Source organism: Priestia filamentosa (assembly GCF_900177535.1).
GTDB classification, from domain to species: Bacteria; Bacillota; Bacilli; order Bacillales; family Bacillaceae_H; genus Bacillus_I; species Bacillus_I filamentosa.
The window spans coordinates 474,688-488,231 of record NZ_FXAJ01000003.1; the positions used below are offsets into that span (position 1 = coordinate 474,688).

12 protein-coding genes are annotated in these 13,544 nt (G+C 36.9%); 6 read left to right on the forward strand and 6 right to left on the reverse strand.

The annotated features are described in order from the left end of the window. Window positions 1-62: 62 nt before the first annotated feature. Window positions 63-620 carry a class I SAM-dependent methyltransferase gene (locus tag B9N79_RS15965; RefSeq protein ID WP_046216837.1) on the forward strand — a complete coding sequence of 186 codons (558 nt, stop codon included), beginning with the start codon at window positions 63-65 and terminating at the stop codon, window positions 618-620. Window positions 621-662: 42 nt separating this feature from the next. Here B9N79_RS15965 and B9N79_RS15970 read toward each other — a convergent pair whose 3' ends face one another. Beyond that, entirely contained in the window at window positions 663-1,217 is a 555-nt protein-coding gene (locus tag B9N79_RS15970; RefSeq protein WP_019393332.1) for a DJ-1/PfpI family protein, read from the reverse strand. 163 nt (window positions 1,218-1,380) lie between these two features. Beyond that, a complete protein-coding gene (locus tag B9N79_RS15975; RefSeq protein WP_019393333.1) occupies window positions 1,381-1,794 on the reverse strand; it encodes a hypothetical protein in 414 nt (137 codons plus the stop codon). Window positions 1,795-2,253: 459 nt separating this feature from the next. Between B9N79_RS15975 and B9N79_RS15980 the strand changes: the two genes are divergently transcribed. The 3 genes from B9N79_RS15980 (at window position 2,254) to B9N79_RS15995 (ending at window position 5,826) form a co-directional block, all read left to right on the forward strand. Then, window positions 2,254-2,457, forward strand: coding sequence for a hypothetical protein (locus B9N79_RS15980; protein ID WP_019393334.1), 204 nt, complete (start codon window positions 2,254-2,256; stop codon window positions 2,455-2,457). A 699-nt stretch (window positions 2,458-3,156) separates the two neighbouring features. Continuing rightward, window positions 3,157-4,449 carry an NCS2 family permease gene (locus tag B9N79_RS15990; protein WP_019393336.1) on the forward strand — a complete coding sequence of 431 codons (1,293 nt, stop codon included), beginning with the start codon at window positions 3,157-3,159 and terminating at the stop codon, window positions 4,447-4,449. Window positions 4,450-4,647: 198 nt separating this feature from the next. Continuing rightward, complete coding sequence (locus B9N79_RS15995) at window positions 4,648-5,826, forward strand: S1C family serine protease (RefSeq protein ID WP_019393337.1); 1,179 nt, start codon at window positions 4,648-4,650, stop codon at window positions 5,824-5,826. 17 nt (window positions 5,827-5,843) lie between these two features. Here the strand turns inward: B9N79_RS15995 and B9N79_RS16000 are convergent, their stop codons facing one another. The 3 genes from B9N79_RS16000 to B9N79_RS16010 form a co-directional block, all read right to left on the reverse strand. Beyond that, window positions 5,844-6,698 (reverse strand): CPBP family intramembrane glutamic endopeptidase, encoded by an 855-nt coding sequence (locus B9N79_RS16000; RefSeq protein WP_085118685.1) that lies wholly within the window; start codon window positions 6,696-6,698, stop codon window positions 5,844-5,846. Window positions 6,699-6,780: 82 nt separating this feature from the next. Next, window positions 6,781-7,797 carry a glycosyltransferase family 2 protein gene (locus tag B9N79_RS16005; RefSeq protein ID WP_046216838.1) on the reverse strand — a complete coding sequence of 339 codons (1,017 nt, stop codon included), beginning with the start codon at window positions 7,795-7,797 and terminating at the stop codon, window positions 6,781-6,783. Between the two features lie 18 nt (window positions 7,798-7,815). After that, entirely contained in the window at window positions 7,816-9,519 is a 1,704-nt protein-coding gene (locus tag B9N79_RS16010) for a DUF6044 family protein (protein WP_046216839.1), read from the reverse strand. Between the two features lie 253 nt (window positions 9,520-9,772). On the opposite strand from B9N79_RS16010, the gene B9N79_RS16015 reads away from it, so the two are divergent. After that, complete coding sequence (locus B9N79_RS16015) at window positions 9,773-11,359, forward strand: peptide chain release factor 3 (RefSeq protein ID WP_046216840.1); 1,587 nt, start codon at window positions 9,773-9,775, stop codon at window positions 11,357-11,359. Between the two features lie 351 nt (window positions 11,360-11,710). Then, complete coding sequence (gene glnA / locus B9N79_RS16020; protein WP_019393343.1) at window positions 11,711-13,075, forward strand: type I glutamate--ammonia ligase; 1,365 nt, start codon at window positions 11,711-11,713, stop codon at window positions 13,073-13,075. A gap of 46 nt (window positions 13,076-13,121) precedes the next feature. Here the strand turns inward: glnA and B9N79_RS16025 are convergent, their stop codons facing one another. Further along, a complete protein-coding gene (locus B9N79_RS16025; RefSeq protein WP_046216841.1) occupies window positions 13,122-13,469 on the reverse strand; it encodes a hypothetical protein in 348 nt (115 codons plus the stop codon). Window positions 13,470-13,544: the final 75 nt, after the last annotated feature.

Genomic DNA, 13,544 nt, shown 5'->3' on the forward strand with positions numbered 1-13,544 from the left:
TCTTGGTGGAGAGAATTGAAAAAGAAAAGCAATAATTATAAAGAAGATAAAGGAGCGTTGACATGAGTGTACCGTTGGAGAATAATGAGGAATATTTGTGGAAAGACCAGCCTTGTCCGTCCGCAGTAAAAGCATATTGGTTTTTCCGACGTTTAGCTGTTAAGGATCTGCTTGTTTATCACTGTGGCGCTGGGCATAATAGCTTGTTTTTTGCCGAAAAAGGTCTAGGCGTTTTAGGGTATGATGAATCTAATCAGAATGTAATAGAAGCTACAAAAAAGGCAAAAATAAGAAATGTGAAAAACCTTCAGTATCTTTCAACTTTGGAGGAGAAGGAACATGCATTTCAAGGTATTTTTGTCGCTAACGATTTTCATGTTACGACATTTTCAGAGAACGAAAAATTTGTGGAAGAAATGGCCTCAATGCTGAGAGAGGGAGGGTATCTTGCATTAGCGTGCTTAGCGCAGTTAGGAGAAGAAGACGATAAGACATCGCTTCTATCAGATCAGGATATTGCTGAGTTTCTTTCTTCACATTTTACAGAAGTTCATACAGATTTGTATACAGATATTGTGGGTGGAAAGAAAAAATGGTTTATATTAGCTAAAAAAAGATAAAGTAAATGAAAAAGGACCGAAATATATTTCGGTCCTTTCCCTTTATTTATGAAGCTGTCCGATAAACTCTTTCATAACAGCAGGAAGATCAGGCCATGCATGACCTGAGACAAGGTTGTTGTCAACATGTAAAGGTTTGTTAATATAAGTTGCACCAACACTTTCAACTTCAGGTTTGCATGCAATGTAAGCAGACATTTCTCTATTCTTTAAGAGCTCGCGATTAATGACTGTAAAAACGAGACTTGCATGACAAATGGCTGCGATGGGTTTTCCTTCTTGGAAAAAATGTTCCACGATTGACGGAACGTATTCGTTCATACGAATATGTTCAGGAGCACGTCCTCCTGGAATGATGAGTCCATCGTATTCTTCTGGTTTGATATCTGAAAAAGCTGCATGGGAGTCTAGTTTATAGGCTTGTTTCTCTGTGTATGTATCCCAATCTTCAAAATCATGGACAACAGTATTGATTTTCTTTACAGCTGGAGCCGCAATAGTTGCGTCAAATCCTTCTTCAAGACAGCGGTAGTACGGATAAAAAACTTCTAGAGCTTCAACGGCGTCCCCTGTTAAAATTAAGATTTTTTTAGACACTACAAATCCTCTCCTTTTTAAAGAATACTGTACAAGTTAAGAATAGCAGAAATGGATAAAAATTGCACAGAAAGAGGATAAGCAAATTGCTTATCCTCTCATATCCGCACAATTTTATAGAAGGTAAGGGGAGGGTGTACCTTAGTATAAAAAAAGTCTGCTTTTAGTAGCGTTTTCTTTTACATCCACAGTCATCATCTTTAAAGTGCATGTAGCCTTTAAGAACGATTTTTTTGCGACCATGATGATGGTGGCGGTCTTTTTTGTCTTCCTCTTTATCTTTACATTTACAGTCGTCATGTTTGTCATGGTGTTTATAGTCGTCTTTGTCATCATGTTTGTAGTCATATTTGTAGTCATCTTTGTCATCATGTTTACGACGGCGTTTGCAGTCATGTTTGTAGTCATCTTTGTCATCATGCTTGCGACGGCGTTTGCAATCTTCTTTATCATCGTCGTGACGGTCTTCGATTTCTTCACAAACACATTTTACTTTTTTGAATTCTTTCTCTTTACAGTCTTTTTCGTCATCTTTCCAATCTTTTTTCTTGTCATAATCATATTCGAATTCGTACATACCTATTCAGCTCCCTAATAATTTGATTAATAAATTTCGTTTCAAAAACAGTTTTCTTCTTCATGCCCAAAAGGTGAGTATCTTTTGAAAATAAGAGGTGGATTCAAACTTAGATCGTTGTTTTCGTCCATATTTTGATCTTCCCTGCAACAGCTGATATTTTGACGTTGTTTCTTTTGCTACCCCAAAAAAGGTTTTTGGAGCTTCGTTTCTTTCAGCTTTCTTGTTGCAGTTTCGTTCGAAAATAAGCGTCTTCACCTCCTTTGTATAGTAGTATCATATGAGAAATAGAACAAAACGAATGGACGAGTATACTAAATCAAAAGCCTGATTTTACGGGAAAATCTAAATAAAAGCCTAAAAACTGTTGAAAAAGATAAGAATCATAAAAACAAGTTAGAGACGTGTTATACTAAAGAAGTACAGAAGAGTTTCTTATTGAATAAGGAGGGACGAAACATGCCGTTTATTGAGGAGATGATCCTTATAATTGGGATTCTCTTTATTTTAGTTTCATCACTGCTTTGGTTTGCCCCGCTAGCTTCTATAAAATATGTAGCTTCTGTTACAGAAAAAGAAGTGCATCAAAAATTTAGAACAAAATTGAGCTATGGAAGTCTGATTGTTGGCATGCTATTTATCGGATTTTCGATTTTCTTTTAAGAACGTTTAAAAAGCTGATGTAGGAGTATAAAAGGTTTATACGTCTACGTCAGCTTTTTTACTGTTTCATAATGAAAAATAGCCTTTTCTACATATACTAGCTACTAATATAGAGGAAGGAGGGAGAAAGAGTGCAGCAGTTCTTAGCTAGGGTAGCTGCGTTTTGGCTTACTTTTCATATGCTAGCTTCTTTATACTACGGTATTTATTTACATGATAAGCACTCGCTTCTTTCATGGTGGAAACACTCTTTCTTCTTGACTCTTCCTCTTTCTTTCAGTAGCTGCCTCCTCCTGCAAATATGCTTGCTTATATTAGGAAAACAACGGGATTTTCTAAAAGGGCTTTTTCTTTCTTTTTTACTTTGTATCGTGTACAAAGTTCTTTTTTCATTTCAATTAATTATGCTTTCGATTATTTTTACGAGCTGTATAGCTTTCTTGGCTAGTGGTAAATCTATAACTATAATAAGAAAAAAAACCTGAAGAAAAAGAGGCAACGAACTAGTGTAAAATATGGGAAGTTAGCAGAAGTATTCGCCTGTTTTTCATTTCTTTACCATGGACAATATGACAGCTACAAGCGGTGTTTAAAAACAGTTGTCATTACACAGGAAAGTTGCTAAAATGTAAACTGTTGCAGTTTAAAACTGTTAACGGGTAGGGTCGAGGGTTTTTAGGAAAAGAAGGTGCGAAGAAAGTGCATCCATTTTTTGAAAGACGCTTTCATCTCGCAGAACATGGTACAACCGTAAAAACAGAAGTATTAGCAGGCATGATTTCGTTTTTTACAATCGTGTATATTATTGCTGTGAACGCTTTAATTTTGTCAGAAGCAGGGATTCCGCTTCAAGCAGGGATAGTGGCGACAGTCGTTACTTGTTTCGTCGGATGTCTTCTTGTCGCTTTTTTAGGCAATGCTCCTTTGCTTATTGTTCCTGGTATGGGTGTAAATGCTTTGTTTTCCTATACTATTGTTCAAGGTATGGGGTTGCCGTGGCAAGAAGCGCTAGGAGCTGTTTTTGTTGCTGGCATCTTGTTTACAATCGTCGCGTTCACGCCTCTTTCTCATACTCTTTCACGATCTATTCCAAAAGGCTTAAAAGAAGCTATCACAGTTGGAATAGGACTTTTTCTAACTCTCATTGGATTAGAAAAAGGTGGAATTGTTGTTGGTGGCAATAATGCTATATTAGCGCTTGGGGACTTTCACAGTCCAGAAGTCTTAGCAACTGTTGTAACACTTCTTATTGCGCTCGTATTGTTCATTCGGAATGTTCCAGCTAACTTTTTGTTAACGATTATTGCAGGTTCTTTAATCGGTCACTTTTTTGGAGTAGAAAATGCTGCTCCGAAACAAGCGGACGTATCGCTTTCGAACTATTTGGACGTCTTTGCTCAGTTTTCATTTCAAGGTATCTTTTCAGTAGCCTTCTGGATTGCTGTTTTTTCATTAGCAATGGTTCTTGTTTTTGAAAATATTGGTCTTATTCATGGTCAAACAGAGATGATTGGAAAACCTGAGAAGTATAAGCGTTCTATTCGAGCAACAGCGATTTCTTCCATGCTTTCGGGACTTTTTGGAACAAGTCCAACGGTGTCAACGGTAGAAGCTGCTTCAGGTATAACAGCAGGAGGTCGAACTGGTTTAACATCTTTAGTTAGTGGACTGCTGTTTTTAGTAGCTCTATTCTTTCTACCGGTCATTTCGCTTATTCCGAACACTGCTATTGCACCAATTTTAATTATTATTGGTGGACTTATGCTTGAGAATGTAAAGGGAATTAACTTTAAGGATTTCTCAGAAGCATTTCCTGCGTTTTTAGTAATTGTGATTATTCCGTTTACGTATAGCATTGTAGATGGAATGGCATTTGGCTTTGTTGCTTATCCGTTTATGAAGCTTGTTCTTGGTCGCTACAAAGAAGTGTCTGTTCCGCTATATATTATTGCAGGACTTTTTCTCATGAATTTCTTTTTACACGGCATATAAAAAATGGTGCGGACACTAGTTCGTGCCATTTTGTTATGTCAACTAATTGTGGGACTTTGTGTGAATTTATGTGAAGAAGACCATAAACCGTGATTTTGCGATAGAGCTTTGCTACAATAAATTCACAGCTATCATAACCATATACACCCAAAAATAAAAAACTATGAATGAGTCGTAGACGTGAAAGGAGACGTTGTTATGGGATATTACGATGATTCTGAGTCACAAGAACAGTATCGCTCGCAAAAGAAACGTAATCCAGTTTTTACATTTCTGATTATGATCATTGTGGCCGTTGTATCAAGTGCAGCTACTGTATTTTTTATGACAAGCGATGAATTTGGGTTGCTTGAGGATAAAGCAAACACAGCTTCCTCACAAACAACCACAACAAGTTCGCTGCCTATTAAAAATGCCGTTGCTGTGAAAAGTGATACAACAAAAGCAGTTGATAAAGCATTGGAATCTGTTGTGGGTATTTATACATACCAAGGAAACCAACTTTTTGAGGGCACAACAGAAACAGGAGCAGGATCTGGCGTTATTTATAAAAAGTCCGGTGATTATGCTTATATTGTAACAAATCATCACGTTGTTGATGGAGCTTCTCAAGTTGAAGTGCAAGTTTCAGAAGGAACACGCTTGCAAGCAAAAGTGGTTGGCTCTGATGAGTTAACAGACTTAGCTGTTCTTCGTATTGATGGAAGTAAAGTGAACTCTGTAGCAGAGCTTGGTGATTCAAGTAAGCTAACATTAGGAGAACCAGCTATTGCAATCGGAAATCCGCTTGGTTTCTTAGAAGGAAGTGTAACAGAAGGAATTATTAGTAGTACAAACCGTACGATTCCAGTTGATACAAACGGAGATGGTCAAGAAGATTGGCAATCTGAAGTTATTCAAACAGATGCATCAATCAACCCAGGAAATAGCGGTGGAGCTCTTATAAATATCGACGGACAAGTGATTGGGATTAACTCAAGTAAAATTGCTCAAGACGAAGTAGAAGGAATTGGATTTGCTATTCCAATGAATGTAGCGAAACCAATTATTGAAGATTTAGAGCAGGATGGGAAAGTGGACCGCCCAACATTAGGTGTACGAATTGCTGATCTTTCTCAAGTCAATCCTGTTGGAAGAACAGAAACATTAAAACTGCCGGATAGCGTTCAAGAAGGCGTTGTTATCATTGAGGTAGAAGGTTCATCGCTAGCCGAAAAAGCTGGATTGAAGCAGTACGATGTAATCACGAAAGTAAATGGAGACAAAATTTCAAGCGATGCGGAACTTCGACGCAGTATTTACGAGTCAAATGGTAAGAAGATGAGTATTACGTACTATCGCAACGGAAAAGAGCAAACAACAACAGTATCATTTTAATGAAAAAAGAGCGGCGCTTATGCCGCTCTTTTTCTATTGAAGTAGCGAGAAGAGAAGAGATAGAAAGATAAGAAAACAAATATTGTTAAACATAAAGACCAAAAAGCATTTTCATCTTCTACCACAAATAGTGAAGGAAGAAGTCCATGTACACTATGAGCATCTCCAAGAAATAAAGCGATAAAAAGGTTGTTTGCAGTATGAGCGCCTATAGCTAGTTCAGAGCGGTTAGCTTTTACTGTTATATAGCTTAGAATAAAACCAACAAAAACGTACTGAAACCCAACAAGGAAGAAAGAAACGTTCATTTCAGGATTCATAAAGTGGAGAGAACCAAAAAATAGCCCAGAACATATTGCAACCCAAAGTGGAGAGAAACAGACTTTACCCCACCATTGTAGAAGAAATCCCCTAAAAAACAGCTCTTCTGATAAAACCTGTAGGGGAACGAGGGAAATAGAAAGTAAAGCAAAGAACAGAAACCTTGTCCACTCTATGTGCTGTAAAATATAAAAATGGGGAAATAAAGAGAAGTTGATAAGCTGTGATAAAAATAATAAAAAAAATACAGTGAAAAAGCTTTTGTAGAAAAAGGGCCAACAAAATGTACGCTCATTTGTTATAAGAGTTAAGAAAGGCCGTTTATGAATTTTTTCTACTGAAATCCATAGTCCAGCAATCCAACAGATATTAAAAAGGTGACTTAACCCGAACGATACGGCTGAAGAAGGTGATAAGATGAAGGAGGTCACAACAGTATAAAGAAATGTACCTGCTATAACATATGAAAAAAGAATAATAAAAAAAGAGTAAATGTAATGTTTATGATCGTTTTTTCCTTTTACTTTATAAATAAAAGAAGGCAAAAGCATAATGTTCTCTCCTTCCAATTCGGACTTTATATCATATTTATGGTCCTAAAAGAGAAACATGCTTATTGCCTTGTTATAAGAGTTATTTTTCTTCTTGAAATAAGACGGCAGGTTCTATTCCTTCACTTTTTTCACCGGTTAGCGAACCTGTATACAAATCAATATCCACTCCGTAGTGAGGTCTAGCTTTTACTTCTGTGAATATTTTTCCAATATATTCTCCGACAACTCCAATTCCGATTAGATTCAACCCGCCTAAAAACCATAGTGAGACAATAATAGATGTCCAACCGGAATCAGCAGAACCAAGCAGCTTTTGGACGAAAGCATACAAAAAGGCAAATCCGCTTAAAAGGAACAAAAAGAATCCAATATACGTGATAAATCGAATAGGCTTTACGCTAAATGACGTAATTCCGTCAAAGGCAAATGAAAGCATTTTTTTTAGAGGATATTTGCTTTCACCTGCAAGTCTTTCTTTTCGGTCATAAAAAACTTCAGCAGTGTTGAGACCGATAAGAGGGATGATACCCCGAAGAAACAAATTTTTTTCTTTATAACGATGAAGCTCTGTTAACGCCCTTTTGCTCATAAGACGAAAATCAGCATGATTATAAATAAGTTCAATACCAAGTTTGTTCATACATCGATAAAAACCGAGAGCTGTGGATCGTTTGAAAAATGTATCTGTTGTTCGTCTTCTTCTTACTCCATAAACAATATCATAGCCTTCGTGAAACTTTACTAAAAACTCTTTAATTGCTTTAATATCATCTTGAAGATCAGCGTCAATAGAAATGGCACAGTCTGCTACTTCGGCTGCTTTTTCTAACCCTGCTATAAGTGCTTTCTGATGGCCAACATTACGAGCAAGTTTCAATCCTTTTATCCAAGGATGATGTACGCTTTCTTTAGCAATTATGCTCCACGTTTTATCACGGCTTCCGTCATCAACAAAGAGGAGGTTACTCTTTGGATGAACGAGTTTCTCATGAACAAGCTCTTCTAATAAGTTATGAAGTTTTTTCATCGTATCTTCTAGTACTTCTTCTTCATTGTAACAAGGTACAACGACAGTTAAGAGTGGGGTTTCACTCATGCTCTTTTTCCTCCTATACTATTTTGCTTCGTACAAATAAATTTTCCAAGCCGATTCTTTATGATCAAATACTTTTACAAGCTCAAGGTTGTTGTCGCTTGCATTTAAAATAGGAAGAGCAGAAAATAAATATTTTCCTCCCATTTCTTTAAAGGCACCTGTATTAAGCTCCAAGTTTTTAATTTTCTTTTTAGAATCTTTTCGAAACTCATACTTCTTCCCAAGTTCAGCTACAAAGATATAACATCTGCTGCCCCATTCATCAAAATATGTTCTAATTTTGTCGTTCTTATCAAGCTCAGAAGCAATGATTTTACGAAATTGATACTTATAAGAAAGTGGATAAACATTGCTGTATGAATCAATCGTATAAAACCCGTTGTATTGTGCAATGGCTGGATGAATACCAATGCTTGCGACTCGGTAAGTGCTTTGAGGTAAATTAATATGCTCCTTGATATCTTGAAACTGCTTTTCGGCATAAAACTCCCGGAACGATGGAGGATGATAATAAGTACCGTACAAAAATTCTTCATTAAAAGGCGCAAGCACGATAATTTGAGCTGCTACAGCGAATAATGAAAGTGCCTTAAAAAACGAATTCATTCGATACAAAATATAGCAAGCAAGAGCAAAACTTACGTAAATCACAAGCGGGCGTAGAAAATGAAAACGTGCAAAGTTAAACGTATTAAGCAAGTCAATGTGTGATTTTAAAGGAATCCACATTTTATTAAACCAAAGCGCATACCAAAGAGATAAAACGTAACTTAAGAAGAAAAGAAAGAGAAAAGTTGCGTTCTGTTTAAGCCTATTACGGACAATTACAAGAAACGAAGCAAGAAACAAAACCGGCAATATAATAACGGTATGCATTGTGTGCACATGTGTGTGACCGAAAATGAAATTTTTAAATGATAGTCGAAATGATTGAGCAAAAGTGTGTCGTGAAGAGATGAATTCACTTCTGTGCGATAATTCATGTGGAATAAGAAGTGAATAGATAAGCCTATATTCAATAAGTAAATAAATGAGTGTCATAAAGACGATGCTTAAAAGAAACATCCCATTCCATCGCTTTTTAAAAATTCCATCATAAAGCCATAGGAGAGATACAGCTACAAGCAGAAAGAAAAAGCCAAGTACAATGCTTGAATAGAAAGGAATAAGAGCAAGTGTGAGCCACTCTTTCCATGACGAATCTCTATTACGAATGTTCAAAAAAGCCCAAAGTGCAAGTGGATGTCCAAGCGTACTTAACATACCAGAAGGCCAAAAAGGGGTAAGTGCAAAAGCTAATGAAACCCCAATTGTAATAAAGGAGGCTTTTTCCTCTGTAATAAAATGCTTTCTTAATAAAAGATACATTCCAATGAAGGCTACCACTCTTGTAATGGTTTGGCTGAGTGCATATGCCGTCATAGAGGGAAAAAGATAGTGAAGCCAAACAATCAAGCTCCATTCTGTGCCGAAAGAACCTCGATCAATTCCATTCATGACTTGAGGAATAACAGCATGAAGAGGTCCTTTAAGCTGACCGCTTTCAGCAAGTACTTTGTACCAGGCAATATTGGAATCTAAATTATCATGAACGCGAATGTGCGCATCTTCTCCTAATATATAGAGAGGAGAGACATATAGGAGAAGAAGGGCTAATCCAATAAAAAAGTAGACTCGTTCTTTTTGGTAATGTGAAGATGAAAACATAAAAAACACATCCATTAACAGTATTGCTCTTTTAAGGTGTAGAGGAGCGTAGTAAAAGTATTTCCTAGCTTAAATCGAACAATGCGCCATCACATGCTTTTACAACAAATTCCAAAGCGTGAAGTTTGGAAAATTGAAACTGGCAGAAGAGGTTTTTTGAGAAAAAAAGAGGAAAACTACGGTTCAAAGTGTTAAGATAATAAAGCAGTTATTTTTCAAATATGATATAAAAAGAGAACTTTTTGAGATAGAAATGAGGTTAGTAAAGATGTCAATACAACAGGAGCAAGTGGAGTCCCGACGCACGTTTGCTATTATTTCTCACCCTGATGCTGGGAAAACAACGCTCACAGAGAAGCTGCTTTTGCTTGGAGGAATGATTCGCTCAGCGGGAACAGTAAAAGGTAAAAAATCAGGTAAATTTGCGACGTCTGACTGGATGGAAATTGAGAAGCAGCGTGGAATTTCAGTAACATCAAGCGTTATGCAGTTCTCATATCGTGATCATTTTATTAACATATTAGATACTCCAGGACATGAAGACTTTAGTGAAGATACGTATCGAACATTAACGGCCGTAGATAGTGCAGTAATGGTTATTGACGGTACAAAAGGAATTGAAGCTCAAACGCTCAAGCTTTTTAAAGTATGCCGTATGCGTGGAATCCCGATTCTAACGTTTATTAATAAGCTTGATCGTGAAGGAAAAGATCCGCTTGAGCTGTTAGAAGAAATCGAAGAAGTACTTGAAATTGAATCATATCCAGCAACATGGCCAATTGGAATGGGGAAAGCGTTTCAAGGAACTTATGATCGTTTTACAAAACAGGTTGAAGTATATCGTGGAAACGAAGAATCTGTGTTCATTCCTTTTGATGGAAAAACGGTTACAAAAGAGTTAGAGGAGCATGTGAGAAGTGAATATATACCAGGGCTTATTGACGAGATTAGCTTACTTGAAGAAGCTGGAAATGAATTTGATCTTGAAAAAGTAAAACGCGGGGAGCTAACGCCTGTGTTTTTCGGTAGTGCTATTGCTAACTTTGGTGTTCAATCTTTCTTTAATTCATTTTTACCCCTAACTCTGCCACCACAGCCTCGTCATGCTTCAAAAGGCGAAGTAAGTCCGCTAGATGACGGCTTTTCAGGATTTATTTTTAAGATTCAAGCAAATATGAATCCAGCACACCGTGATCGTATTGCTTTTGTGCGGGTATGCAGTGGGGTTTTTGAACGTGGAATGACAGTAACGCTCCCAAGAACAGGTCGTAGCATGAAGCTTGCTCAATCACATCAATTTTTAGCATCAAGCCGAGAAACGGTTGATAAAGCTTTTCCGGGTGACATTATTGGAATTTACGATTCAGGTAACTATCAAATCGGCGACACAATTATTGGTGGGAGCGAAACGTTTGAATTTGATGAACTTCCAAAATTCCCACCTGAAATGTTTCGTAAAGTTCGTGTGAAAAACGCAATGAAACATAAACATTTCGAAAAAGGTTTAACACAGCTTGTTCAAGAAGGAGCTGTGCAGCTTTATAAAACACCTTTCTTCCAAGACTATATTCTAGGGGCTGTTGGAGAACTTCAGTTCCAGGTTTTCGAACATAGAATGAAAGGGGAATATGGGGTAGATTTGGAATTCCAGTATATGAATCATCATATTGCACGTTGGATTCCAAAAGAGCAAATTCAAGACCGTATGCTTGATTCCCGTGTTCTTCATGTTCTTGACCGTGATGGACATTCTGTTTTGCTTTTTGAAAATGACTTTGTGTTCCGTCTTTTCCAAGATAAATATCCTGACGTTACATTAACAACATCATTTGAAAAGAAAAAAGAGAGCGAATAAGCTCTCTTTTTTCTTTTCAAGTTTATGATATAATAAAAGAAAATTATGAAAGAAGGTTTTGGTCACGGAAAAGTCTGCAGCTTTTTTTAATCATCAATCCCAAGATGCAGAAGACAGAAACCTTAATGATAGCGCTTTAAAAAACACGTTTCGCCTTGAAACGTGTTTTTTTGTAATTGTTTAGGGTAGAAATGAGAGAATTTTTCGTTGAATCCTTAACATTGAAGAAGGGTTTTAGGGAGAAGGGTCGGAAATTTGTGAAAAAAGCCTTGAAAAAATAAAAAAGTCAGAATATAATATAAATATAAATGGTGTAAGAAAAAATAACATTAAATTGAGAGGTTATATAACATGAGTCAATTAGCAATTACAGAAGCAACTCCACAAACGGACGTTTTATCACAAATCAAAGACATCATCTCCCAAAAAAACGTTGAACTTCTTCATCTTCAATTCATCGATCTTGAAGGAACTTTAAAGCATGTTACAGTCCCAGTTGAAAAGTTAGACGATGTTGTGGAAGGTAAAAGCATGTTTGATGGTTCATCTGTTGTAGGTTTTTCACCAATCAATAAATCTGATCTTTATCTTCAACCAGATCTACAAACATTCGCTGTTTTACCATGGTCTGTTGAAGAAGGATATTCGGAAGCTCGTTTCCTTTGTAGTGTAACAAATCCGGATGGCACTCTTTTTGAAGGAGATACACGTAATGTTTTAAAAAACACGATTGAAAAAGCTGCTGATCATGGATATACAATTTCAGTAGGTCCAGAACTTGAATTCTTCCTTTTCAAAACAGACGAAGAAGGAAATCCAACAGTTCAGGTTCACGACAATGGCGGCTATTTTGAGCCATCTCCAAAGGACATCGGGGAACGCGTTCGTTTAGAAATCTACCGTGCGTTAAAAGCAATGGGTTTCACAATTGAAGCATCACACCATGAAGTAGCGGAAGGACAGCATGAAATTAACTTCAAATATGCAGATGCACTAACAGCAGCTGACCGTTCAACAACATATAAATGGGTAGTTAAAACAGTAGCTGCTAAATTCGGCTTACATGCGACATTTATGCCAAAACCAGTAGCAGGTATTAATGGTTCTGGTATGCACGTAAATATGTCATTCTTCAAAGATGGTGAAAATGCGTTCTTTGATCCACAAGGAGAAGATGCTCTTTCTGAGACAGCTTATAGCTTCATTGGGGGCCTTATGGACAACATTAAAAACTTTGTTGCTCTTACAAACCCGCTTGTAAACTCTTATAAGCGTCTTGTTCCAGGATATGAAGCACCTTGTTATATCGCATGGAGTGCTTCAAACCGTTCTGCACTTGTGCGTATTCCATCAACAAGAGGCATGGGTACACGCGTTGAGCTTCGCTGTCCAGATCCATCAGCAAACCCTTATTTAGCGTTTGCAGCAGTTGCTGCAGCAGGTCTTGATGGAATTGAACGTAGCTTAAAACCTGTTGATTCTGTAAATGAAGATATTTTCCATATGACAGAAGAGCGCCGTGCTGAGCTTGGAATTGACAGCTTACCAGGTGACTTAAAAGAAGCAGTAGAAGCACTTCAAAATAGTGATTTTGCAAAACGTACGTTAGGTTCACACGTATATGAAGAGTATATTGCATTGAAAAAAGGTGAGTGGGATAGCTACCGTTTAGCTGTTCACGGCTGGGAACTTGAAAACTATCAAGCAAAATTCTAATTCAAAAAACAGGGTGCGAATGCATCCTGTTTTTTTATAAAAAGCTCTATTTTGTTGTGACTAGGATAAAGAAGCCATCGTGTGTAAAAAAGCGAATCTCTTTTTCATCCTTTTTAAACACTGTCATTTCTTTACGATCTTGTTGTTCTTTCTCTTTCCAGCCCCACATTGTAATTAACGTTTTATAAGAGGAAGGAATTGGTTCATCTTTCTTTATTTTTGGCCAGCTATATCTAGCATACTTTTCAACAGAGGAGTCGTGAGATATCTTTGCCTCTTTTTCAGCTGTTCTTGGAATAGGAAATTGGGCAAAAACATCAGATTCTCGTACAGAAAACAGAAATCCAATGCCAATCAATAGAAAAAGAATGATAAAAATAAATGCTTTTTTCATACTTTCTCACCTCATCTTTTTATCTCTTGTAAGTCATTCCATACCATAAGCTATTTTCCTTTTAAAACTGAAAAA

Coding starts and splice junctions, on each gene's coding strand:
- B9N79_RS16010 (WP_046216839.1), bottom strand. CDS start 9,519: ATGGATGTGTTTTTTATGTTTTCATCTTCACATTACCAAAAAGAACGA.
- B9N79_RS16015 (WP_046216840.1), top strand. CDS start 9,773: ATGTCAATACAACAGGAGCAAGTGGAGTCCCGACGCACGTTTGCTATT.
- B9N79_RS15995 (WP_019393337.1), top strand. CDS start 4,648: ATGGGATATTACGATGATTCTGAGTCACAAGAACAGTATCGCTCGCAA.
- B9N79_RS15965 (WP_046216837.1), top strand. CDS start 63: ATGAGTGTACCGTTGGAGAATAATGAGGAATATTTGTGGAAAGACCAG.
- B9N79_RS16025 (WP_046216841.1), bottom strand. CDS start 13,469: ATGAAAAAAGCATTTATTTTTATCATTCTTTTTCTATTGATTGGCATT.
- B9N79_RS16000 (WP_085118685.1), bottom strand. CDS start 6,698: ATGCTTTTGCCTTCTTTTATTTATAAAGTAAAAGGAAAAAACGATCAT.
- B9N79_RS15980 (WP_019393334.1), top strand. CDS start 2,254: ATGCCGTTTATTGAGGAGATGATCCTTATAATTGGGATTCTCTTTATT.
- glnA (WP_019393343.1), top strand. CDS start 11,711: ATGAGTCAATTAGCAATTACAGAAGCAACTCCACAAACGGACGTTTTA.
- B9N79_RS15975 (WP_019393333.1), bottom strand. CDS start 1,794: ATGTACGAATTCGAATATGATTATGACAAGAAAAAAGATTGGAAAGAT.
- B9N79_RS16005 (WP_046216838.1), bottom strand. CDS start 7,797: ATGAGTGAAACCCCACTCTTAACTGTCGTTGTACCTTGTTACAATGAA.